The sequence below is a fragment of the Frateuria sp. sgz306004 genome (genome assembly GCF_057750885.1).
On record NZ_JBYLFE010000005.1, the window covers coordinates 151,028 to 173,118 of the forward strand.

The 22,091-nt window shown below is 63.6% G+C and carries 20 protein-coding genes; 14 read left to right on the forward strand and 6 right to left on the reverse strand.

Translation table 11 applies throughout. From position 1 onward, the window contains the following. Positions 1–143 precede the first annotated feature (143 nt). The 7 genes from AC3G2C_RS12105 (at position 144) to asnB (ending at position 7,273) form a co-directional block, all read left to right on the forward strand. Positions 144–1,241 (forward strand): porin, encoded by a 1,098-nt coding sequence (locus AC3G2C_RS12105; protein ID WP_488384863.1) that lies wholly within the window; start codon positions 144–146, stop codon positions 1,239–1,241. A gap of 107 nt (positions 1,242–1,348) precedes the next feature. After that, complete coding sequence (locus AC3G2C_RS12110) at positions 1,349–1,750, forward strand: type 2 periplasmic-binding domain-containing protein (protein WP_488384864.1); 402 nt, start codon at positions 1,349–1,351, stop codon at positions 1,748–1,750. 324 nt (positions 1,751–2,074) lie between these two features. Beyond that, positions 2,075–3,172, forward strand: a complete 1,098-nt coding sequence (locus tag AC3G2C_RS12115) for a glycosyltransferase family 9 protein (RefSeq protein ID WP_488384865.1) — start codon at positions 2,075–2,077, stop codon at positions 3,170–3,172. A gap of 32 nt (positions 3,173–3,204) precedes the next feature. Next, positions 3,205–3,459, forward strand: coding sequence for a lipid-A-disaccharide synthase N-terminal domain-containing protein (locus AC3G2C_RS12120; RefSeq protein ID WP_488384866.1), 255 nt, complete (start codon positions 3,205–3,207; stop codon positions 3,457–3,459). Then, positions 3,456–3,782 carry a lipid-A-disaccharide synthase N-terminal domain-containing protein gene (locus tag AC3G2C_RS12125; protein WP_488384867.1) on the forward strand — a complete coding sequence of 109 codons (327 nt, stop codon included), beginning with the start codon at positions 3,456–3,458 and terminating at the stop codon, positions 3,780–3,782. Before AC3G2C_RS12120 ends, AC3G2C_RS12125 begins: the two co-directional genes overlap by 4 nt. Beyond that, entirely contained in the window at positions 3,779–5,302 is a 1,524-nt protein-coding gene (locus tag AC3G2C_RS12130; protein ID WP_488384868.1) for an ArnT family glycosyltransferase, read from the forward strand. The genes AC3G2C_RS12125 and AC3G2C_RS12130 overlap by 4 nt, the downstream gene beginning before the upstream one ends. A 33-nt stretch (positions 5,303–5,335) precedes the next feature. Further along, positions 5,336–7,273, forward strand: coding sequence for an asparagine synthase (glutamine-hydrolyzing) (asnB, locus tag AC3G2C_RS12135; RefSeq protein WP_488384869.1), 1,938 nt, complete (start codon positions 5,336–5,338; stop codon positions 7,271–7,273). 44 nt (positions 7,274–7,317) lie between these two features. On the opposite strand, the gene AC3G2C_RS12140 is transcribed toward asnB, so the two are convergent. Both AC3G2C_RS12140 and AC3G2C_RS12145 read right to left on the reverse strand, forming a co-directional pair. Continuing rightward, positions 7,318–8,013 (reverse strand): VIT1/CCC1 transporter family protein, encoded by a 696-nt coding sequence (locus AC3G2C_RS12140; protein ID WP_488384870.1) that lies wholly within the window; start codon positions 8,011–8,013, stop codon positions 7,318–7,320. A 30-nt stretch (positions 8,014–8,043) separates the two neighbouring features. Then, positions 8,044–8,583, reverse strand: coding sequence for a cytochrome b (locus tag AC3G2C_RS12145; RefSeq protein WP_488384871.1), 540 nt, complete (start codon positions 8,581–8,583; stop codon positions 8,044–8,046). 655 nt (positions 8,584–9,238) lie between these two features. On the opposite strand from AC3G2C_RS12145, the gene AC3G2C_RS12150 reads away from it, so the two are divergent. Both AC3G2C_RS12150 and AC3G2C_RS12155 read left to right on the forward strand, forming a co-directional pair. Continuing rightward, positions 9,239–10,606, forward strand: coding sequence for a carbohydrate porin (locus AC3G2C_RS12150; RefSeq protein ID WP_488384872.1), 1,368 nt, complete (start codon positions 9,239–9,241; stop codon positions 10,604–10,606). Between the two features lie 22 nt (positions 10,607–10,628). Then, a complete protein-coding gene (locus AC3G2C_RS12155; RefSeq protein WP_488384873.1) occupies positions 10,629–11,972 on the forward strand; it encodes an amidohydrolase in 1,344 nt (447 codons plus the stop codon). A gap of 7 nt (positions 11,973–11,979) precedes the next feature. On the opposite strand, the gene AC3G2C_RS12160 is transcribed toward AC3G2C_RS12155, so the two are convergent. Further along, positions 11,980–12,885 (reverse strand): LysR family transcriptional regulator, encoded by a 906-nt coding sequence (locus tag AC3G2C_RS12160; RefSeq protein WP_488384874.1) that lies wholly within the window; start codon positions 12,883–12,885, stop codon positions 11,980–11,982. Positions 12,886–13,152: 267 nt separating this feature from the next. On the opposite strand from AC3G2C_RS12160, the gene AC3G2C_RS12165 reads away from it, so the two are divergent. Together AC3G2C_RS12165 and AC3G2C_RS12170 are read left to right on the forward strand one after the other, a co-directional pair. Continuing rightward, positions 13,153–14,259, forward strand: a complete 1,107-nt coding sequence (locus tag AC3G2C_RS12165; RefSeq protein WP_488384875.1) for a catalase family peroxidase — start codon at positions 13,153–13,155, stop codon at positions 14,257–14,259. Further along, on the forward strand, positions 14,256–14,900 hold the full coding sequence (locus AC3G2C_RS12170) for a cytochrome b (protein ID WP_488384876.1): 645 nt from the start codon (positions 14,256–14,258) through the stop codon (positions 14,898–14,900). Before AC3G2C_RS12165 ends, AC3G2C_RS12170 begins: the two co-directional genes overlap by 4 nt. Positions 14,901–14,946: 46 nt before the next feature. On the opposite strand, the gene AC3G2C_RS12175 is transcribed toward AC3G2C_RS12170, so the two are convergent. Together AC3G2C_RS12175 and AC3G2C_RS12180 are read right to left on the reverse strand one after the other, a co-directional pair. Further along, positions 14,947–15,507 carry a DUF6496 domain-containing protein gene (locus AC3G2C_RS12175; protein WP_488384877.1) on the reverse strand — a complete coding sequence of 187 codons (561 nt, stop codon included), beginning with the start codon at positions 15,505–15,507 and terminating at the stop codon, positions 14,947–14,949. Positions 15,508–15,697: 190 nt separating this feature from the next. Further along, positions 15,698–17,554 carry an ABC transporter ATP-binding protein gene (locus AC3G2C_RS12180; protein WP_488385190.1) on the reverse strand — a complete coding sequence of 619 codons (1,857 nt, stop codon included), beginning with the start codon at positions 17,552–17,554 and terminating at the stop codon, positions 15,698–15,700. A 175-nt stretch (positions 17,555–17,729) separates the two neighbouring features. On the opposite strand from AC3G2C_RS12180, the gene AC3G2C_RS12185 reads away from it, so the two are divergent. Together AC3G2C_RS12185 and AC3G2C_RS12190 are read left to right on the forward strand one after the other, a co-directional pair. Continuing rightward, complete coding sequence (locus AC3G2C_RS12185; protein ID WP_488384878.1) at positions 17,730–18,452, forward strand: PadR family transcriptional regulator; 723 nt, start codon at positions 17,730–17,732, stop codon at positions 18,450–18,452. Beyond that, a complete protein-coding gene (locus tag AC3G2C_RS12190; RefSeq protein ID WP_488384879.1) occupies positions 18,445–18,831 on the forward strand; it encodes a Fur family transcriptional regulator in 387 nt (128 codons plus the stop codon). The genes AC3G2C_RS12185 and AC3G2C_RS12190 overlap by 8 nt, the downstream gene beginning before the upstream one ends. Positions 18,832–18,835: 4 nt before the next feature. Here the strand turns inward: AC3G2C_RS12190 and nfi are convergent, their stop codons facing one another. Further along, positions 18,836–19,540 carry a deoxyribonuclease V gene (nfi, locus tag AC3G2C_RS12195; protein WP_488384880.1) on the reverse strand — a complete coding sequence of 235 codons (705 nt, stop codon included), beginning with the start codon at positions 19,538–19,540 and terminating at the stop codon, positions 18,836–18,838. An 86-nt stretch (positions 19,541–19,626) separates the two neighbouring features. On the opposite strand from nfi, the gene AC3G2C_RS12200 reads away from it, so the two are divergent. Continuing rightward, positions 19,627–22,086: a DUF3772 domain-containing protein gene (locus AC3G2C_RS12200; RefSeq protein WP_488384881.1), complete on the forward strand. Its 2,460-nt coding sequence runs from the start codon at positions 19,627–19,629 to the stop codon at positions 22,084–22,086. Positions 22,087–22,091: the final 5 nt, after the last annotated feature.

Genomic DNA, 22,091 nt, shown 5'->3' on the forward strand with positions numbered 1-22,091 from the left:
GCTTTGCGGTGTCCTATCTCAGTGTCGCAGAATCGACGCCAGCGGCGGGACTCACGGGCACCCTCCATAACTCCAACCTTACTCGCGTGCGTGCCATGCGATCCATGCACATAGCTCCCAGGACCTTCAGGCAAGGCATCTTCATGATTCGGTACATCTATCGCGCCTTGCACCTGTGTTTCACCCTGGGCTTGCTCTGGCTGGCTCAGGCCTCGGACTCCCACGCCGCTGACAGCGACGGCAACGCCTGGAAGCCTGCCCCTTACACCCTGGGCCAGGGTCTCTATTTTCCTGACCAGGGCCTTCGCATTGGCGGCTACGCCGACCTCAATTTCTATAACGTGCGCGGTACCGCCACCAAGTACAGCGTTCGCGACCTGAGCCTGTTCGTCACCAAGGACCTCGGCACCCGCTGGCAACTTTTCACCGAGGTCGAGGCCAGCAACCCCGTCAACACCAACGGACACTCCGACAACGACGACTCCGAGCTGGACATCGAGCGCCTGTATGCGGACTACCACGCCAATCAGGCTATGACTTTCCGCTTTGGCAAGTTCCTCACGCCAGTGGGCGAATGGAACCTGGTGCACGCCGATCCGTTGACCTGGACCGTATCGCGACCGCTGTCGACGTCGGCGGCCTTTGCTCGCCACGCAACCGGCGCGATGCTGTTCGGCACCATCCCCGTGCACGGCAACGACCTCGACTATTGGGTTTTCGCCGACGACAGCAAGGACCTGAACATTGGTCATGACCAGGACACCGCAGTAACCAGCCTGGGCGCAAGCGCCACACTACACAACAATTTTCGTCAGGCCTTCGGTGGCCGCGTGCTTTACCACCTCTTGGGAGACTCGCTGAGCATCGGTGCTTCTACCGTCAATTACGAACTCGAATCACCGCGTCAAAAGTACGTGCTGAGTGGCATCGATTTCAGCTGGACACTTCGCTATGTGAGCCTGACGGGTGAAGGCATTTACCGCAGCAGCACCGCCAATCAGCCCGACGAGCGCGGAGGCTTCGTGCAAGCCGAGTTGCCGCTGTGGCGACGCCTCTATCTCATTGAGCGCTATGAGCGCTACCGCTCCTCGTCCCCTGCCCAGACCACCACCATCCACACCACGGCTATCAACTACAAGCCGATTCAAGGCGTGGTGCTCAAGCTGGAGTACCGCGATGGCAGCAACAACCAGATTCTCGCTCCGAATGGGTGGCTGGCCTCGGTAGCGGTGCTGTTTTGAACGTCCGAAGCTTGCGAAACAGGCGATGGAGGCTGATCCGAGGCCTCGTGATCGGAGGCATGCTGATCGCGACGCGAAGCGCGTGGTGCGCGCAACCGCAGATTGCCGTGATCACTGCTCCAAGCGCGCCGCAGCTCGCGCTCGATCACAACATGCTGCGCGACGTCTACTTGAAGAAGGTCTTCGTGGATGGGCAGGGGCAGCGACTGACTCCGGTAAACCTTCCCAGTGGTGCGCCACTGAGGGAGGCTTTTTCGCGCGCCATCTTGCACATGGACGAGAACGCCCTTCGAGACTATTGGGATCGCCAGTATTTCCAGGGTGTCAGCCCCCCTTACGTACTTGGCTCGCAAGACGCAGTGGTGCGTTTCGTCGCCACCACCCCCGGCTCCATCGGTTACGTCGCCAGTTGCCACGTCGACCTCAGCGTCCGCGTTGTTCTATGGATCAACCTGCCGCCACGAACCGGCGATGACGTCTCCGATTGCGCAGAGCATCACACTCCCTGACCCAGTCAGTGCACGCCAATCTCTGCAGACAATTCTTGCAGTGTGCAGCGTTTTGCAGGGTGACACGGCACCCAATAATTTCAATTAACTACAATAAATCAATTACTTAGACGCATGGCACGAGTCTCGCTAAAGGATCGGCAACGACCCTTACGCAAGCAACGACGTGCCGCCACAACATCGACTCTTCGCCAGATCCCTGTCGCATAGCGACTGGCTCGAAACGCAACAACCGTGGCCGCCTTCGAATGAAGGGCCACGCGGATGTGCGGCACCCGTCGGCAGGCCTGCAACGCCAGCGCGCACCGTCGCAGGTGGCCGATCATGAGGGAACCCAGCGCATATGGCCTGCCAAGCCCGCTGCCCCGCAAGGGGATCTATCGCGTCCTTGTTTGCCGGCCCAATCACCGTCTGGGAAACACTCTTCTTATCACGCCCCTGATTGCCGAGATCGAGCGGCACTTCAAGGGCGCGGAGGTTGACGTGGTCTCGGAGGGTGACATCGCACAGGAGGTCTTCGGCTCTTATTTCAGTGTCAGGAGCGTCCACTGCCTGCCCAAGCGCGGCTTCAAACATCCCGTCAAATTTCTGCGCACGATCGCGCGGATACGTCGCACCCACTACGACCTGATCATCGACCCGTGCCTTGGCTCCGGCTTCAGCCGCGCCATGACCCGCCTGCTCAAAGGTACCTACAAACTCGGATTCAGCGATCAACCCGAAGGCAGCGGATTGACCCAGGCAGCGCCTTCGGAGGTCGCCATGCGCCACATGGCCAGGCGGCCGGTGAATCTCCTGCGTTGGGCTCTGGGCCAACAGATCCCACCGGAAGAATGCTATCCCGTGTTGGACATACGCCTCTCCGAGCCCGAGCTTAGACAAGGCCGCCTCACGATCAGCGAGCTCGTCCCAACGTTCGAACAGAACACCTCGCCCGTGATTGGGATATTTGCCAACGCCACCGGCGCCAAGCGGTACCCGATCGAGTGGTGGCGCGAACTCATCGACACGATCAAGACACTTTCTCCCACGGCGGCCATCGTTGAAATGGTTCCGATGCATGGTCATTCGATGCTCGGCTCCGAGTGGCCGGCGTACTACTCGTCCGACATTCGGCGAATGGGCGCCGTCATGGCAGGCCTGGATCTTTTGATCTCCGCCGACTGCGGCGTCATGCACCTGGCAGCTGCCTCACAAGTGACCACGGTAGGGCTGTTCAAAGTGACTGATGCAAGCGTCTACGAACCCTACGGCAACGGAAGCACTGCCCTGTCCACGCAGGACTTGTCTGCTCGCGAGGTGGCATGTCGCGTGGTAGCAGCGTACTCCGGCTTGCTCGCCGGGCCTGACGCCACCGCAGCCGATGGCCAGACATCATCGATTTATCCCTTTCAGCCGCGCCCCGAGGCCATGACGCGATGACCCACGCAAATACCACGTGGGTCATCATTGGCATGCTTGGGCAAGCGATTTTTTCGGCGCGTTTTCTATTGCAATGGATACATAGCGAACGCCGACACGAAAGCGTGGTTCCGATGTCTTTCTGGTACGCCAGCATTGCTGGTGGCGCCACGCTGTTCGCCTATGCCGTTTATCGCCAGGACCCCGTCTTCATCATCGGCCAGGCCTTCGGCTTGTTTGTCTACCTCCGAAACATCGAGCTTCGCTACCGCGAAGAGCGCCGCCCGCTTGACGGGTCCGTACGATGATCCATATCGATACCTCTTCGCCCTGGCTCCTCATCGGCCTGATCGGCCAGACGCTCTTTGGCGCGCGCTTCGTCGTGCAATGGCTGCACAGCGAACGCCTGGGGAAAAGCCGCATTCCGAGGGTCTTCTGGCAGATCAGCGCAGTGGCCGGCGCCATCATCCTCAGTTATGCGATTCATCGACGCGACCCAGTCTTCATTGCCGGCGAAACCCTGACCCTGCTGGTTTTCCTGCGGAATCTGCAGCTTCTCTCCCAGCAGGCCCGGTGTTCGACGGTGACTGTCAACGCTCCCGTGGTTGATCAAGGCGAGAGCAGCCAATGATCGGCGAACTGAGCACGCAAGCAGGGCGCGCGGAATCGCCAACCACGATCGGTTATCGCGGCCTATGGTGGGTATTGGTACTCGGCCTGTACATCAGCCTTGCCTTTCAAGGCGGACGCGGGCTCTGGAGCCCAGATGAGGGGCGCTACGTTGATGCCGCCCTGCAGATGCTGGACTCGGGAAACTACCTCGCCCCCGCCTATAGCCCCGCAGAGCCGAACTTCTCCAAGCCGCCCTTGACCTACTGGGTCATCGCCGCGTCCATCAAGGCACTGGGTAGAAACACCTGGGCTGTACGCGCCCCGTACGCCCTGGCTTATGTCGGCACGCTGGCGCTGCTGTTCTTCATGGGGAGGAGAGTCAGCCCGAGCAAGCCCTGGCTTGCCTCACTAATCTACTCCACATCGGCATTTACCTATTTGACAGCGAACATCATCAGCACCGACGTACTGCTGACGTTCTTCGAGGCCATTGCCGTCCTCGGCTTTATCACGGCCACTTGGCCGACCAGCGAGACCGCGCGCAGCTATGCGCCGATCATCTTGTGGCTTGGATGCGGACTGGCATTCCTCACCAAAGGCCCGCCAGGCTTGCTGCCGCTACTGGCGATGCTTGCCTTTGCGCTGGTCGCTCGCGAGAAGCGTGCCCTGCGCGCGCTGGGGCACCCGGTCGGCCTGCTCGTTTTTGCCGTCGTCGGTCTAACGTGGTACCTCATGGCCGCTTTGCGCTATCCATGGCTGATTCACTACTTTCTTCACGATGAGGTTTACGGCCGCATATTCACCGCCATGCATCGGCGACACCCGGGCGCCATGGGTTGGGCACTGGTTTATGCGCCCGTGCTCATCTTCGGATCGCTGCCCTGGTGGAGCGGACTGACGCAGGCACTGAGCGCCCCCTTTCGCCGCTCTTTTTGGCGGAACAGCCAGGCGATGCGAACGACCCAGGGCTTTCTCTTGTTCTGGTTTGCCTTGCCACTGGTGATCTTCTGTCTCTCCCAGTCGCGACTGCCGCTCTACCTTCTGCCGTTATTCCTCCCCCTATCGCTACTGACCGCATCGCGACTTGAGTTCACTTTCGACCCTGGCAGTCGCCGCACGCGGGCGCTACTTGCGGGCTGGATCATCGTGCTACTGGCCATCAAAGGCTATGCCGCCTATGGCATCGATAGCAAGGTCGATAACCGGCGCGCAGCAAGTGAAATCGCCGCCGCCACGGCCGATTCCGGCTATTCGTCGCTGGTGTTCCTCGAGCTCAACGACGACGCGTATTCCGTCGAAGAACAAACGCCATGGGGCATCCGGCTGTATCTGAACAAGCCCGTCTATGGCGTATCTGCGCGATCGGCACAAGTCGGATCGCAGCTATGCGATGCCATCAAAACATCCGGCACTTCGTTGGTGGTCGTTGACCCGAACCTGAGCGATGCGGACCTGGATGCCAGCACACAAGACTGCCACCCCACCTTACGCCCCCTAGGGCCATGGCGAGGTAACGCCTTAGTGCTCGCTCATCTGTAATCCATGGCATCGACGTAATCGAGGCGAATAATCATGTGCGGCATTGCCGGCATTCTGTTCAATAGCACGTCGAGTACGCGCCACGCGGAAGCACTCAGGTTGCGGTCCATGCTGTCCGCGATGAGTCATCGCGGGCCGGACGGTGAAGCGCAGCACGCCACCAATGAGGTGGCGTTCGGGGCGAATCGACTCGCCATTCGCGGCATCGATCGGGTACAGCCGCCTTTGTTCGTGCACGAAGCCGGCATTGTGGTCGTCTGCAACGGCGAAATTGATAACCACCAGGAAATTCGCCGCTCGCTGGAGGCCGCAGGGCACCTCATTGAAGGAACTAGCGACATCGCCGTTCTCGCCCCTCTCTATCTTGAGAAGGGCTTGGCCTTTCTGGAAGAACTGGAAGGCGTTTTCGCCCTGGCCCTTTGGGACGAGCGCAAGCGACGACTGATACTTGCAAGAGATCGCGCGGGAGAGCGCCACCTTTACTACGCTGCCCATCGAGACGGAGTCGTGTTCGCGTCAGAGCTGGCATCCATGATGGCAGGTTCTCCTGCGCCCACCACCCTCGACAAGCTTTCGCTATCGCACTATTTGCGGTCCGGCTATTGCCCTGCGCAATGGAGCCTTCTATCCCAGCACTTCAAGGTTTGCCCCGGAGAAGCCATCGTCTGGGAGGGGAACAGCACTCGCCATCTTCGCTATTGGCAACCACCTCTGGGCAAGGTGGCGCATACCATACCCGATGCCACAGACTTCGATGGTTGCTTTCGAAACGCCATCCTGCGGCAGACCGACATCGAAGCCCACTACGGCGTGCTTCTCAGCGGTGGACTGGACTCTTCGCTCATCGCGGCGGTTACCCGAAGCGTTAGGCCTCGCCAAGCATTGAATGCCTATTGCGTTCGCTTCGAAGACAGCTCCTTTGACGAGGGCGGCGAGGCGGAGAATGTTGCACGACAACTTCTCTGTGACCTCACTAGCGTCACGATCGGCCCTGGCGATATCCCCTCGACCCTTCGAACGCTCGTCCGCACGACTGGCGAGCCGCTCGCGGATCCCGCGTGGCTTCCCCTTTACGCGATTACCAAACGGGCATCGCAGGACGTAAAGATGCTGCTCTCGGGCGAGGGTGCCGACGAACTCTTTGGCGGCTATCCGGCCTACCTTGGCGCACATTTGGCCACCCGCTACGACGCCCTCCCGACGCCGCTGCGATCGCTCCTTCGCGGCATCGTGGAAGCGATGCCGGTGAGCGACAAGAAGGTGTCCCTTTCATTCCTGTTGAAGAAATTCGTCGATGGGAGGACGGGGGACGGACTCGCACGCCATCTGCTCTGGACAGCCAACCTGACGCCGGATTGGATCAACAATCTCGGTTTCATCTATCCCCCTGACTGTACTGCGCACGATCCCGCACGTTTGATGGACGTGATACAGCATCACGATTTCACTCACTCGCTTCCGGATGCATTGCTGGCCAAGGCCGACCGTGGCGGCATGTGCCATGGTTTGGAAATTCGCGCACCATTCCTTGACAGGGCGGTTATTGAGTACGCCGCGACCCTGCCCATATCGTCACGCATTCGAGGAGTCACCACCAAGGTCTTCCTCAAGGAATACGCGCAAGGCTATCTCCCCCGCAGGACGATCCTTCGGCGAAAACGAGGGTTGTCGGTCCCGCTGGGGCAGTGGCTACGCGGGCCGCTGCGCGAATGGGCCATCGGCAAGGTCACCAGCCCCCTATTGGCAGAGGCGGGAATCAACAGCGACGCGGTCATCCAGTTGTTCAATGAACACGCTGGCAAACGTGGTGACCATGCACGCGGCCTGTGGAACCTGATTGTTCTCTCCGAATGGCTGGAGTGGCTGCAAGAGGCCAATCGCGCGGTCGCCGATAGGACTCAAGCAGATCAGGTCAGAGCGTCGCTAATCAGTAGGCACCAACGCTCCTTCACAAGAACAAAGGTCGGATAGACGTTCACTGACCATCCATCGCAGACCCTGCCAGCGCGATACATTCAGCCTGCTCCGCCGAATAGCCTTCCCACGGCCGTGGTAATCACCATCGCCAGTGCACCCCAGAAAGTGATGCGTAAGGAGCCTCTTTGGATACTCGCGCCACCGATATGCGCCGCTACACCGCCCAGCAAGGCCAAAAAGATCAGCGAAGTACCAAATACATATGCCAGCAGCCCCTTGCCAGGCACCAGGGCGACCACCAGGAGAGGCAGGGCCGCCCCGGCGGCGAAGCTCGCGGCGGAGGCCGCGGCGGCCTGCAATGGTCGAGCCTTTAGCGTCTCGGTAATGCCCAACTCATCGCGCATATGGGCATCGAGGGCGTCGTGCGCCATGAGCTGCTCGGCTACCTGGTGCGCCAGGTGAGGGTCAAGCCCCCTCGCCACGTAAATGGCGGCCAACTCCTTGTGCTCGCCTTCCTTGTCGGAGGCCAGCTCCTTGCCTTCCCGGGCCAGATCCGCGTTCTCGCTATCCGCCTGCGAATGCACCGAAACATACTCGCCAGCGGCCATGGACATGGCGCCAGCGACCAAGCCAGCCGTACCGGCGACAAGAATCGCGCTCTCGGCGGCCTGGGCGGCCGCCACTCCCATCACCAGACTGGCCGTGGAAACAATGCCATCGTTGGCGCCCAGCACGGCGGCTCGAAGCCAGCCCATACGCTCAGTAACATGACGCTCCCGGTGCCCGTGCTGCATGGGTCGCTCCGTTTTGCCAGATCCAATCGTTCAGGTCATGCGGCGAAGGGTGTTGTCCTTGCGAACCAGGTGATGCCAGAGCACACCAAGAATGTGCAGCCCGATGACATAGTAGAACACGGTGCCCACGTCACCGTGGATATCCTCCCAGCGATGGGCGAGCTGCCGATCAGCCACACCAAACAACGCCGGCAATACCGTCGTGCCAAACAGACTGATGGGCTTCCCCGCCAGTTGCAGGGCAACGATGCCCATGATCGGCTGCACGATGAGGAACAAATAGAGCGCCAGATGAGTGGCCTTGCTCAGCAAGGTGCTCAGCCGCCCAGCGGGCGGAACGATTGGCGGCGTGCCGCCCCGCCAGCGCGCGGCGATCCGGGGCCAAACCAACAGAAGTACCCCAATGCCTGCCAGTGCATGCACAGCCAGGGCGTTGGCCCGGCCAGCACTGCCACGGGGAAAACCACCCCGGACATTAATTGACACATAGGCGATAAGCAGTAGAAGAAAGACGAGCCAATGCAACCATCGAAGCAGTGGCGCATACCGGGAAGGAAGAACGGCATTCATCAGATAGCTCCTGGCGATCGCAGTGCGCGTCGAATTCTAAGGGTCTAGTCTTAGCTCTAGCTAATTTCCAGATGGTCGGCCAGCCTGGAACCCAACCGCCATGATCTAACGTATGGCCGCGTCAAGGCATTCATGGCTAGGTCCGCAGCGTTCGGCTTGCTGGCGCTGCAAAACAGCGCCTGCTCAAACCCCCAGATCCCGAGTGCCTGCTTTGCGCGTGCCCCTGGTTCGTCCGGGTCGTCACGTGCTATCGATCCACGCCTACATCCAGCAATTGGCCCACCGAGGCGCTACGACGTCGGCAGCCATACCGTAAATGCATCGCTATGCATAAACGCGATTAGGGGTTGCAGGAACCGCGTGCTATCCCAGTGTGACGCACGCCGCAAAACAGGCGCGGTTCAGTAGTAGCTGTCCATGCCTGACACGCCGCGTGTGGAGTTGACCCGCTCGACCCACGGTGAGTGCCGCTTGGCGCAAAGCTTTCCCGCGCGAAGCACTGCCACCACGGGCCGAGCCTCTGCCAAGGAATGCACAGGCTCCATGTCTACCTCGCACTCAACGCTCCGACCGCCCGCCCACGCGGGGCGTCACGCCTGATCCGCACGGGCATCGCCGCACCGGCGCTGCCGATCCAATCCTGAGGGGAATCACCATGAACGACGCAACGCGCTTCGGCGCGACGAACCGCTTTGCCCTGCGCGTGGCCGGCACGCTGCTTGGTGTACCGCTACTTGCGTTGCCATTGGCCACCGCGAGGGCCGATGACAGCATCATGCGCGCGGCGAAAAGCACCGCCTGCCTCAAGTACGACGCCCTGCGCTCGCGCGGCTCGGAAACCCCGATGACAACCACCTGCGACTCCCTGTCGCCGGAAATGGGCGATCTTCGCAAGGCCATGTACGAGCGCGGCTGGCTGTTCCAGAACTACACGGCGGTCCAGGGCGCCTACGACCTCAAGAACGCCGATAGCCGCGCGCAGCAACAGTACGCGGGGCAACGCCTGACCTTTCAGGGCACCAGCACTACCACGCTCACGTATGACCTTTCGCGGGTCGGCTGGTTTGGCGAAAAAGCTCAGTTTGCTCTGCTGCTGACCTGGTTCCAGAACAGTTATCCCAACAACGGCCTGCGCTCCACCTACGTCAATCAGTTATCGATCGAGCAGGAATTCGCTGACTCTCGTGTACGCCTGGAGTACGGCATCTTCACCGTCGGCGCAAAGTTCTACGGCGCGGTGCTTGGCACTAGCGTGGCGGCGTCGGCCCTGGGGCCCACCAGCAACCTGTTGTACGAATCGGGCCTCGCCGTGGGCGGCCTCAAGCCGGTGCCCGCGATGGATCTGCGTGTGTACTCGCCCAGCCAACGCTTTTACAACCATTTCGGCGTGGCGCGCAGCAGCAGCCCGGACGGGTTCCGGGAGGAGTCGCGCCAGAACCCCTTCGGTTTGACCTTGCGCGTGCCGGGCGCCAAGGCCTTGTTCATCGATGAGGTTGGTTTTCGCCTGTTGCCCAAGCCGGACCAGCTCTCCAGTTGGGTGCGCGCGGGCGGCGTGTACAACACCAGCGACTACTACAACTACAAGCTGGGCCGCCCCACGGTCAGTAATCACATGTACTACCTGGCTTACACCCAGCAGTACACGCAACCGGACCCCAACAACCCCGTACGCGGCATCTACACCGACATCAAGCTGGACCAGGTGCCCGCCTCGCGCAACGTGTACGACAAGGATGTGCTCTTTACCCTCTACAGCATCGGCCCATTCGATAACCGGCCCTACGACATGGTGACGCTCGGCTACCAGTACAAATGGGTCAGCACGTGGGCGCAGAAAGCACTCACGCATCGCACGGGGCTCACGCCTATCGGCAGCAGCCAAAGCACCTCGCTGGGCTACGCCTTTCACGTAGCGCGCGGCCTGTACTTCAACCACTCACTCTCCTACACCGACCACCCTGTGTTGGTGCCCCAGCATTCGCCCTCGCTGGTATGGATGTCGACCTTGTACCTCTCCTTCTAATCGGATTGGCCTGGAGAACCCCATGATCGCCAAATCGCTACTTGCGTTCTCACTCGGCCTCGCCTTCGCCGCGTTGCCCACGCTGTCGCACGCTTTCAATGCGGCCGCCACCAAGGCGGCGGTGGATCGCCAACTGGACAAGAGCTACCCGCAGTTGGATACGCTCTACAAGGACCTGCACGCTCATCCCGAATTGGGCTTCCTTGAAGTACGCACTGCCAAGATCCTCGCAAAACAAATGCGCTCACTCGGCTTCAGTGTGACCGAAGGCGTCGGAAAAACGGGTGTCGTGGCGATCTACAAGAATGGGCCGGGGCCGACCATCATGGTGAGAACGGAGATGGACGCGCTGCCGCTGGCAGAGAAGTCCGGCCTTCCCTATGCCAGCAAGGTCACGCAGGTCTGGCAGGGCCAGGAAAGCCCAGTCGATCACGCCTGCGGTCACGACCTGCACATGGCCGCCTGGGTCGGTACGGCGGCGAATCTGGTGGCCATGAAGGATCAGTGGCACGGCACGCTCATGTTCATCGCACAACCATCGGAAGAGGCTGGTGTGGACGGCATCGCCGGTGCCAAGGCCATGCTCAATGACGGGCTGTTCACCCGTTTCCCCAAGCCGGACCTCGGCTTCGCACTGCACAGCATGCCGGCGCCGGTGGGCGTCTACTACCGTTCCGGCACGGCCACGTCCAGCTCCAGCGATTTGCTCGTCACCTTCCGCGGCAAGGGCTCGCACGGTTCGATGCCACAGGAATCGATTGACCCCGTGTTGATGGCGTCGCGTTTCGTGGTCGACGTGCAGTCCGTGATCAGCCGCGAGAAGGACCCGGCGGCCTTCGGCATCATCACCGTCGGTGCGATCCAGAGCGGCAGCGCGGGCAATATCATCCCCGACAGCGCCATCGTGCGCGGCACCATCCGCAGTTACGAGCCGGCCGTGCGCGACAGACTATTCACTGGCATCCAACGCACTGCGAGCGGCGTGGCGCAGATGGCCGGTGCCCCCGCACCCGAAGTCCGCCTGGGTAGCGCGGCGAACTACCCGTCGGTGGTGAACGACCCGGCACTCACCGAACGCACCGCCTCAGCGTTCAAGGCGGCCTTCGGCAGCAACAGTCGCGTGTTGCCTACGCCTTCCTCGGGAAGCGAGGATTTTTCCGAGTTCATCCTCGCGGGTGTGCCGTCCGTGTTCTTCGGCGTGGGCGTCTACTCCGCCGATGCGTTCGCCCAGGCCAAGCAACGCGGGGAAAGCCTTCCGGTGAACCATTCACCGCTGTACGCCCCTGCCCCCGAGCCCGTTATCCGTACCGGCGTGGCGGCCATGACGGTGGCCGTGATGAACGCCATGCAATCCGGCCCGGGCTGAACCTTGGTCACCCCTGCAGGGTGTGCTGACGTCGCAATGATTCGTGCACCAGCTCGAACAACATGGCGGCCGAGCTCGGCAACAAGGCGCGCTGCGGGGTAATCATGTGGATGGGGCGATCCGGCGGACGCTGCGACAGGCGCAGCGTCCGCACTTGCTGGCCCAGCGATCGCAGCATGCGGGGGCTCAACTGCGGAGCGAGCGCCACGGCGTCCAAGGCCATCATGAGGTCCAGCACCAGGTTGGGCGATGCGCACTCCACCACGCGACCGGGCGGCGTCATGCCGTGTTGCTCGAAATACTGCTGGAACATGCTGCCAGGCCCCGTGGTGGGCGTCACCCAAAGTGTCTGGTGAAAAGCGGCAAGGTCCGTATCCGCCGCCAACGGGTGTCCGTGGCGTACCGACACATGGCTCCGCATGTGGCATGCCTGCACCACCTCCAGGCCATGCCAGGCGTCGTCTTCATGGGTGCTGATGGCGAAATCCAGCGCCCCTTCTCGCAGCATGGCAGCGATGGCGGCGGGGCCCGATTCGTGGATACGCAGGCGAGTGTCAGGGAAGCGCGCGTGGAAGTCCGCCAACGCGCCTTGCAGCGATACGGACAGGGCCGATACCGCCGTGATGCCGATGGACACCTGCTGCGATGTACCGCCTTTCATTTCCTCGATATCCCTGCGCGCGCGATCGACGCCTTCCAGCACGCGTCGCGCATGCTCGATCAGACGAAGCCCGTACCGCGTCAGACTCACCCCTTGGTTGGAGCGCACCAGCAAGGACACGCCCAGCTCGCTTTCCAGCGTTTGCAGCGTGCGCGTGAGCGCCGGTTGGCTGATGTGGAGTCGCGTGGTCGCCCGTTGCAAGCTACCGGACTCGTACACGGCAACCAGGCTGCGTAGGTGTTGCAACTTCATTGAAAGAACCGATCACTGATACGCCGGGGCGCCGATCCGGCGGACGATAGCAGTGCGCTATCACAAGACCGGGCCGGCGTTCACCGATTGTTGTGCAGGGAAAGTGCGCTGGTATGCGCATCCATTGGCTCGACGCGCTCTATGAAGACGCCATTTGCATGGCGCGTTCCGCACAATGGAGGAGCCCGCTCGCCGCCACGGTGTAACCCATGACGGTTGGCCAGCGAAGAGACTCATTCCATTGCCTTCGATCGCCGGGACCCGATCATGTCCATATCACCTTCGACCAAACCCGCTCCACGCCAGGCCTGGCGATGGCTCGTTGTGGCGGCCCCCGTGCTGTTGCTGGCATCGGCCTTCGGTTACACCGCCGGCTGGCTCACACCATCGCGTCTGAGCGCCGGGCGCATCGTGGATGCCCTGCAACGCAACGCGGGCGTGCACCCGGGCTATCGGCGCAATCACGCCAAGGGCATTTGCGTATCGGGCTATTTCGAGAGCAACGGCGCGGCGGCACCGTTCTCCACGGCGCGCGTATTCGCGGCCGGCCGCGTGCCGGTCACCGGACGCTTCGCCATCCCCGGCGGCAATCCGGAGGCCGCCGACGCCAGCTCACCCGTGCGCAGCTTCGCCCTGCGCTTTGACCTGCCCGGTGGCGAGCAGTGGCGCACGGGCATGAACAACTCACCGGTCTTCGTGGTCGCCACGCCGCAAGCTTTCTACGAGCAAGTGGTGGCGGCACAGCCAGACCCCGTGACACACAAGCCCGATCCCGAGCGGTTGGCGGCGTTCTTCGCGGCGCATCCTGAAACAGCGCCGTTTCGTGCCTGGGCCAAGGCCAATCCGCCATCGACAAGCTTTGCCACGCAGAGCTACTACGGCCTCAACGCGTTCTATTTCGTCGATGCCGGTGCCCGGCGCCACCCCGTGCGCTGGCACGTGGAACCGCAGACGCCTGCCGATACGGCACCCGCCAGCGATAACCTCGCGAGCGACCTGAAACAACGACTCGCCCAAGGGCCGTTGCGCTGGCGCCTGTTGATCACCCTGGGTGCTCCGGGAGATCCGACCAACGATGCCACGCGCGCTTGGCCCGGGAGCCGACCCAACGTGGACGCTGGCACCATCGTCGTCGAGCATGCGCAGGACCAGGCCGACGGCGCATGCCGCGATATCAATTACGACCCTACGGTGTTGCCGCCGGGCATGGCCTTGTCGGATGACCCGCTGCTCGCCGCGCGCGCCTCCGCCTATGCCGACTCCTTCCGCCGCCGCACCGGCGAAGAGGCGCATCACGACGCGTCACCACATACGACGGTGCCTCGCGCCAAAGCCCCTCGCGCCACCGACGCCTTGGAGGCGAGCAAGCGATGAACAACCGTACCTCTTTCCATCCGCTTTCCCGCGTACTGCACTGGACCATGGCGGCGTTGATACTCGCCATGCTGTTTATCGGTGTGGGCATGGTGTCCACCGTCTCGGAGCGACACACCTGGCTGTTGGCGATCCACAAACCGCTGGGCATGGCGATACTGCTGCTCGCCATCGTGCGGCTGCTCGCGCGATGGCGCCTCGGCACACCTGCCTTGCCGGCGGACATGCCGTGGCTTATGCGCGGGGTGGCCCAGGCTTCGCACTGGCTGCTCTATGCCTTGATGTTCGCGATGCCGCTGATTGGGTGGGCGATGCTTTCCGCCGGCGGCTACCCCGTGACCGTGCTGCACGGCTGGACCTGGCCGCCCATCGCACCTGAACACGGCGCACTGTTCGGCTGGCTGCGCCAGGCGCATGGCGTGCTGGCCTACCTGTTCTTTCTCGCCATCCTTGGACATGCAGGCGCTGCGCTGTATCACGGGCTGATTCGACGCGACGACGTGCTGCCCAGCATGACCGTTGGCGTGCGCGACGCGCCGCTGCTTGAAACGGCAGCATCGCCTGCGTCGCCCATCGTCGAACCTGCACCACTTATCGACGGTGATGTGACGCCTCCGCAAGACTCCGTACCTCCGCCCTGAAGCACGCGGCGGAAGCGCGCCGCAAACCGGCAACGCGCGGTGATTTTCAGCGCGCGCGAGCATGCATGGCGCGATGTCGCGCCGCCCGCGTCGCACCCGCTGCGCGGGTGCGCGCTGCCTTTTTCGCCGCCGCCGTGCGCCCGGCCGCACCCTTCGTGCGAGCTGCTTTCTTGGCGGCCGCCGAGCGCGCACTGGCGCCCTTGGTACGGGCTGCCTTGCGAGCCGAAGCCGAGCGTTCGGCGGGTGTGCGCTGCGCGGCGGCCTTGCGCGCCTGACGCGACAAGGCCAGCGACGAGCCCGCTGCCGAACCTTCGCGCTTGAGCGCGGCGGTGGTTGCCCGACTACGCCGGGTCGACGTGGCCTTGCTGGCCTTCTTTGCCGCGGGTTTCTTGCGCGTGCCGCGCTTGCCACGGCTGGGTACGTCGATACCCGCGCGACGCGCCTCGGACAACCCAATGGCGATGGCCTGTTTGGCCGAACGCGCACCGTGCTTGCCGTCGCGAATATGTTCGATTTCCTCTCGAACGAATTCGCCGGCCTGGGTACTGGCCGATTTGCCTTCGCGCTTGTCCTTGCGCGCACGCGCCAGAGCTTTTGCTGTAGGCATCATGCACCTCCAGAACGACAGAGGGGGCCGATGCTGCCGGCTCTGCCGTGAAGCATGGGGCAAGGAAAGCTAAAGAACGTGCGTTCCGTTCACCTAGCCAAACCACCGCTGTCGCTCGCAGGGCGCGTGCGACAGAGGCGATTCGCGCAGCATCGTGCGTCAGAAACGCACTGAATAAAGCAGCGCATCGCTAGGCCAACGCACCATCCTCGGCCGGATCTTCGGCCGCCACGAAACCGCCGGTCTGCCGCTGCCACAAGCGTGCGTAAAGCCCGCCCTGGGCGATCAGTTCGGCATGCGTGCCGCTTTCCACGATGCGCCCCTTGTCCATCACCACCAGGCGATCCATGCGGGCGATGGTGGACAGGCGGTGCGCAATGGCGATCACCGTCTTGCCGCGCATGAGCAGCTCCAGGCTGTCCTGGATAGCGGCCTCCGCTTCCGAATCCAGCGCCGAGGTGGCTTCGTCCAGGATCAGGATGGGCGCATCCTTCAGCAACACGCGCGCAATGGCGATGCGCTGACGCTGGCCGCCGCTGAGCTTGACGCCGCGCTCGCCGACGTGGGCGTCATAGCCCCAGCGACCTTCGCCATCCACCAACTGCGGAATGAACTCTTCCGCGCGCGCCTTGCGCACGGCTTCCTGCAACTGCGCTTCGGTGGCGTCCGGGCGGCCGTAGAGCAGGTTGTCGCGAATGGAACGATGCAGCAGCGAGGTGTCCTGCGTGACCACGCCAATCTGCGCGCGCAGGCTTTCCTGGGTGACGCGCGCCACGTCCTGACCGTCGATAAGGATGCGACCGCCCTCCAGGTCGTACAGGCGCAGCAACACGTTCACCAGGGTCGATTTGCCCGCGCCGGAGGGACCCACCACGCCGATCTTCTCACCGCCGCGCACGGCCAGGTCCAGGCCGGCCATCACGCCGCCCTGCTTGCCGTAGTGAAAGTGGATGTCTTCAAAGCGCACCGCGCCTTCGGTCACTTCCAGCGGCATGGCGCCTTCCGCGTCCTGCACGGTGCGCGGGCGCGAAATGGTCTCGATGCCGTCCTGCACCGTGCCCACGTTTTCGAAGATGCCGTTGATCACCCACATGATCCAGCCGGACATGTTATTGATGCGAATGACCAGGCCCGTGCACAACGCAATCGCGCCCACCGTGACCCGACCCTGGCTCCACAGCCAGATCGCCAGGCCCGAGGTGCCGACGATGAGAAAACCGTTGAGCGTGGTGATGGTGGCGTCCATCGCCGTGGTCAGGCGCGTCATGGCGCGCATGCGCGTGATCTGTTCGCCCATGGCGTCGGCCACGTAGGCCTCCTCGCGCTGGGTGTGTGCGAACAGCTTGAGCGTGAGGATGTTGCTGTAGCCGTCCACGATGCGCCCCATCAGGCGCGAACGCGCCTCGGACTGGCGCCAGGAGCGCTCCTTGGTGCGCGGCACGAAGTACGCCAGCGTGAGCACGTAGGCCACCAGCCACAGCACCAGCGGCAGGGCCAGCCAGAAATCGGCCTGGGCGAACATCACGATGGCGCTGCCGGTGTAGATCGCCACGTACCAGATGGCATCCACGATCTGCACCGCCGACTCACGCAGCGCGCCGGAGGTCTGCATGATGCGGTTGGCGATGCGCCCGGCGTAATCGTTCTGGAAGAAACCCAGGCTCTGGCGAATGACGTAGCGATGGTTCTGCCAGCGAATACGATTGGTGAGGTTGGGCACGATCGCCTGGTTCACCAGCAGGTCGTGCAGGCCGATCAGCACCGGTCGCGCGACCAGCGCCACCAAGCCCATCCACAGCAGTTGATGGCCATGCTGGTGGAAGAAGTCGGCCGCGGGCGTGCCCTTGGCCATGTCCACGATGCTGCCGATGAAGCCGAACAGCGACACCTCGACGATGGCCACGCCAAAGCCCACCACGATGGTGGCGGCGAACACCGGCCATACCTGGCGCAGGTAGAACACGTAGAAGCGCCACACCGATTGGGGTGGCATGCCGTCGACGGGGTCCTTGAAGGCGTCGATCAGCGACTCGAACCAACGAAACACCATGGGGAATCGTCCTTGGGCAAACGTTAGATCTAACAACGTAGGCGTGAAGGCGGGCAAGCCGGGTTTCAAGCCGAGCGCCGGATTTTCGCCCCTCGATGGCCCAGGCCACTTGCGCCGGACGAAAATTAAGATATATCTTAAGACTGTTACTTACGATATATCGGAGTTAGTCATGGGATTTCGTCATTTCTTTGATCACCACCACGCCCGCCACCACCGCCACGACGGCGATTGCCGGGGCCCCGGCGGCTGGGGCCGCGAATTCCACGGCCGCGGCGGCGACGGCCGTGAAGGCTGGGAGCACGAAGGCTGGGGCCGGCACGGCTGGGCGCGCGAAGCCATGGGCTTCGGCCGTGGTCGCGGCCGCGGTTTCGGCCGGGGCTTTGGCGACGACGAGGGTCAGGACGGCATGGGCGGGCGCTTCCGCGGCGGCCGTGTGTTCGGCCACGGCGACCTCAAGCTCATCCTGCTGGCCCTGATCGCCGAGCAGCCCCGTCACGGCTACGAACTGATCCGCACCATCGAGGAGATGTTCGACGGCGCCTATGCGCCCAGCCCCGGCGCGGTCTACCCCACCCTCACCCTGCTGGAGGAGCTGGGCCACGCCAGCGTGAGCGCCGACGACGGCAAGAAGCTCTACACGATCACCGAGGAAGGCAAGGCATTCCTGGCCGAGAACAAGGAGTCCGTGGATGCGGTGATGTCGCGCATGGAGCAGACCGCCAAGATGTTCGCCCGCGCCGCGGCCCCCATGGCGCTGCGCGAAGCCATGCATAACCTCAAGCGTGCGTTGTTCATGCACGGCGGCCCGTGGGATGCGGCCGAGGTCAAGCGCATCGGCGACATCATCCGCCGCGCCGCCGATGACATCGCCAAGGGCCGCAAAGGTGAGTAACAGCCCGACCCTGCCCGCCGACGCCCGCGACATGCTGGCGCGCGCCGGCTGGCGGGTCACGGCGCCGCGCGTGGCGATCTGGCAGGTGCTGTGCGAGGCCACCGACGAACCCGACGCGGTGGAAGTGCTGCGTCGGGCGCGTACCCGGGAGCCAGGCACCAGCCTGGGCACGGTGTACCGCTTTCTGCGCGAACTGGAGCAACGCGGGCTGGCCGCATGCCGCTTGTTGCCGCATCAGCGCTCACGCTGGCGCGTGGGGCAGGGCGAGCCTCCCGCGAGCCCGCCTGGCGACCCGGTGACCTTGGCCGCGATCGGCCAGCTGGCAGCCGCGTTCGGCTACCGCCTGGTGCCTGCACCGCAGCTCAGCATCGACGCCTGAGCCTTCACGGGCGACGCGGCTCACGCATGTGCCGATCGCGACGCGAAGCCAGGCGATCCGCCAGGCGCGTCGGCTCGGGCAAGCGATAGCGCGTGCAATACGCCAGCACCAGCTCCGGTGCGCTCGCCATGCTCACGCGGTGTCCGGGCGATACGATCAGCGGCCGCGTGCGGTCCTTGCTGCGCAACACCCAGCCCACGTCCTTGCCCTTGTAGACCAGCGGCACGCGCTCGCCGCGATGCGAACCCAGCGGTGCATGCGTCCCCACCAGGATCGACTTGGCAACGCCAATGGCCGGCAGGCCCGTCACCACACCCAGGTGCGCGGCAATACCCAAGCCACGCGGATGCGCCACGCCGTGGCCATCCACGAACACCAGATCCGGCGTGCGCGGCAATTGCTCCAGCGCCAGCAACGCCGCAGGCAATTCGCGGAACGACAACAAGCCCGGGATGTACGGCATGCGCGTGGGCAGGCGCGCCACGGTTTCGGCCACCGGCTCCATGGTTTGCGCATCCAGCAGCACCGCCGCCGCGCGCGTCACCGCGCCGTTGTCCTCGAAACCCACATCGATGCCGGCCACGTAAGGCAGCGGCGGATGCTCGTCCACCAACCGCACCTGCGCCGCCAGCACCTGTTGCAGCGCGCGTGCCTTGGCGGTGTCGCCATCCCATGGCGGAGCTTCGTAGTGCGTGGCTGCAGCGGTCATGGCGAAAGCGTGAAAGCGGCGGGCTGAACAGGGCGTCAAGGCATTTATTCATTGACCGCTCCGGAACGCCCCCGGATCATGCCGCCATGCCTACCCTGTCCCGTCTGCTGCTGATCCTGCTGCTCGCCTTCACCGGCATCGCCCCCACGTGGGCACAGAACGGCCAAAGCGCCAACAACGCGCAAGATGCCGCGCAGATTCCCCAGACCAAGCTGGCCACGCCTGATCAGCTCAGCGCGCAACTGGACGACATCAAGCAATCGCTGACCGACCGCAGCAAGCTCACCGATGCGCTGCTGTCCGATGCACGCGCCAAGGCGCAAGCCGTGCAGCAGCAGGCCGACGCCCTCACGGCCAGCCTGACTCCGCAGGCCGATACGCTGAAGGCCAAGCTCGATGTGCTCGGGCCCGCGCCCGAGAAGGGCGCACCAGCCGAAGCGCCGGAAGTCGCCAGCCAACGCAAGCAGCTCAACAAAGACAAAACCGACCTGACGGGCCAGATCACCCAGTCCAAGTCGTTGAGCCTGGAGAGCGTGCAGCTCATCACGCAGATCGCCAGCCTGCGCCGCGACCTGTTCCAGGCGCAGATCAGCCAGCGCACTGCCTCGCCCTTGAGCCTGGCGTTCTGGGAGCGCCTGGGCCAGAGCCTACCGGACGACAACGCCAACCTCGGCACCTTGGGCACCTCGATCAAGGGCGCGCTCGCGCAGGCGTGGCAGCCTGGCAATCGCGTTCCGCTGATCGCCTGCCTGCTCTCGGCCATCGCCTTGTTCGCCGTGGGGCGCCGTTTGCTGGAGCACCAGATGCTGGATCTGGCCAGCAAGTACCTGCCCTCCGGCCACCTGCGCCGCAGTGCCATGGCCTTGCTGATCACCCTGGGCACCGCGCTGACTTATGGCGTGGCGGCGTGGCTGATCTACCTGGGCATCAACTGGCATTGCGTGTTCGACCCGGACCTGGACGAGCTGATGCTGCCCATGGTGCGGGTGGTGTTCTTCGTGGCCATCCTGGCTGGGCTCGGCCGCGCGCTGCTGAGCGTCAAGCGCCCTTCCTGGCGCCTGCCACCCATTTCCGACGACCTCGCCAAACGCTTGCGGGTGTTTCCCACCCTGCTTGCCTACAGCGCCTTGCTGCTGGCGATCATCGAGCGCATCACCGGCTACATCGGCGCAAGCCTCGCCACGGCGATGGCCGCCAATGCCCTGGCCGCCACGCTGATCGGCGTGTTGGTGGGCGCCGCCCTGGTTCGCATGGGGCGTGCGCGCCGCGCCCTCATCGCCAGCGGCCACACGCCGGCCGAGCGACCGTTGTGGGTGGGCCTGCTGGTGGCCGGCGCGTTCGTCAGCACCTTGCTCACGCTGGTCTCGGTATTCACCGGCTACATCGCGTTCGGCTTTTTCATGGCCCGGCAGATGCTGAGCGCGGGCTTCCTTATCGCCGCGCTGTACCTGTTCATGCACCTGATCAACGACCTGTGCGAATCGCTGCTATCGCCTGAGTCGCGCACCGGCACGCGCATGCAGGAAACGTTTGGCGTTGCCCCGGCGCGCCTGGAGCAAGCCGCTACCGTGCTCTCCGGCGTGGGTCGCGCCTTCCTGCTGCTGCTTGCCGTGCCGTTGATCCTCGCGCCCTACGGCGCCGGCCCGTCGGAGCTGGTGGATCGCGGCACGCGGATGTTCGCCGGCCGCTCGCTGGGCAGCCTCACCATCAACCCCACCAACATCTTCAATGCGCTGCTGGTGCTGTTGGTGGGCGCGATCGTGGTGCGCCTGGTCAAGCGCTGGCTGAGCAAGCAACTGCTGCCCAAGACCTCGCTGGACGTGGGCATGCAGACCTCGATCGTCACCCTGCTGGGCTACGTGGGTGGTGTGCTGGTGTTCGTGCTGGTGCTGGGCGCGCTCAAGGTGGATGTGCAGAGCATCGCCTGGGTGGCCAGCGCGTTGTCCGTCGGTATCGGCTTTGGCTTGCAGGCCATCGTGCAGAACTTTATCTCCGGCCTGATCCTGCTTGCCGAGCGACCGGTGAAGGTGGGCGACTGGGTCAGCATCAGCGGCGTGGAGGGCGATATCCGCCGTATCAACGTGCGCGCCACCGAAATCCAGCTAAGCGACCGCTCCACGATGATCGTGCCCAACTCGCAGTTGATCACGCAGAACGTGCGCAACGTGACGCTGGCCAACGCCATGGGCCGCGTGCAGATCCGCCTGCCGATGCCGCTGAGCACCGATGCCACCAAGGTTCGCCAGATCGTGCTGGACATCCTGCGCAATCACCCCGGCACGCTGAACACACCCTCGCCCAACGTGCAGCTGGACAGCATCGACAGCGGCTCCCTGCTGTTCGTATGCACCGCCTACGTGGGCAATCCGCGCGACGCAGGCAACGTGAAGAGCGACCTGCTTTTCGAGGTGATCGAGAAGCTGCGCACCGCCAGCTTGCCGCTCACCACGCCGCAGGACATGGTGGTACGCACCATGCGCCCCGAGCGCAGCGATGGCGGCAGCAACAATGGCACGCCCACCATCATGCCGGGCGACAAGACCTGACAAGG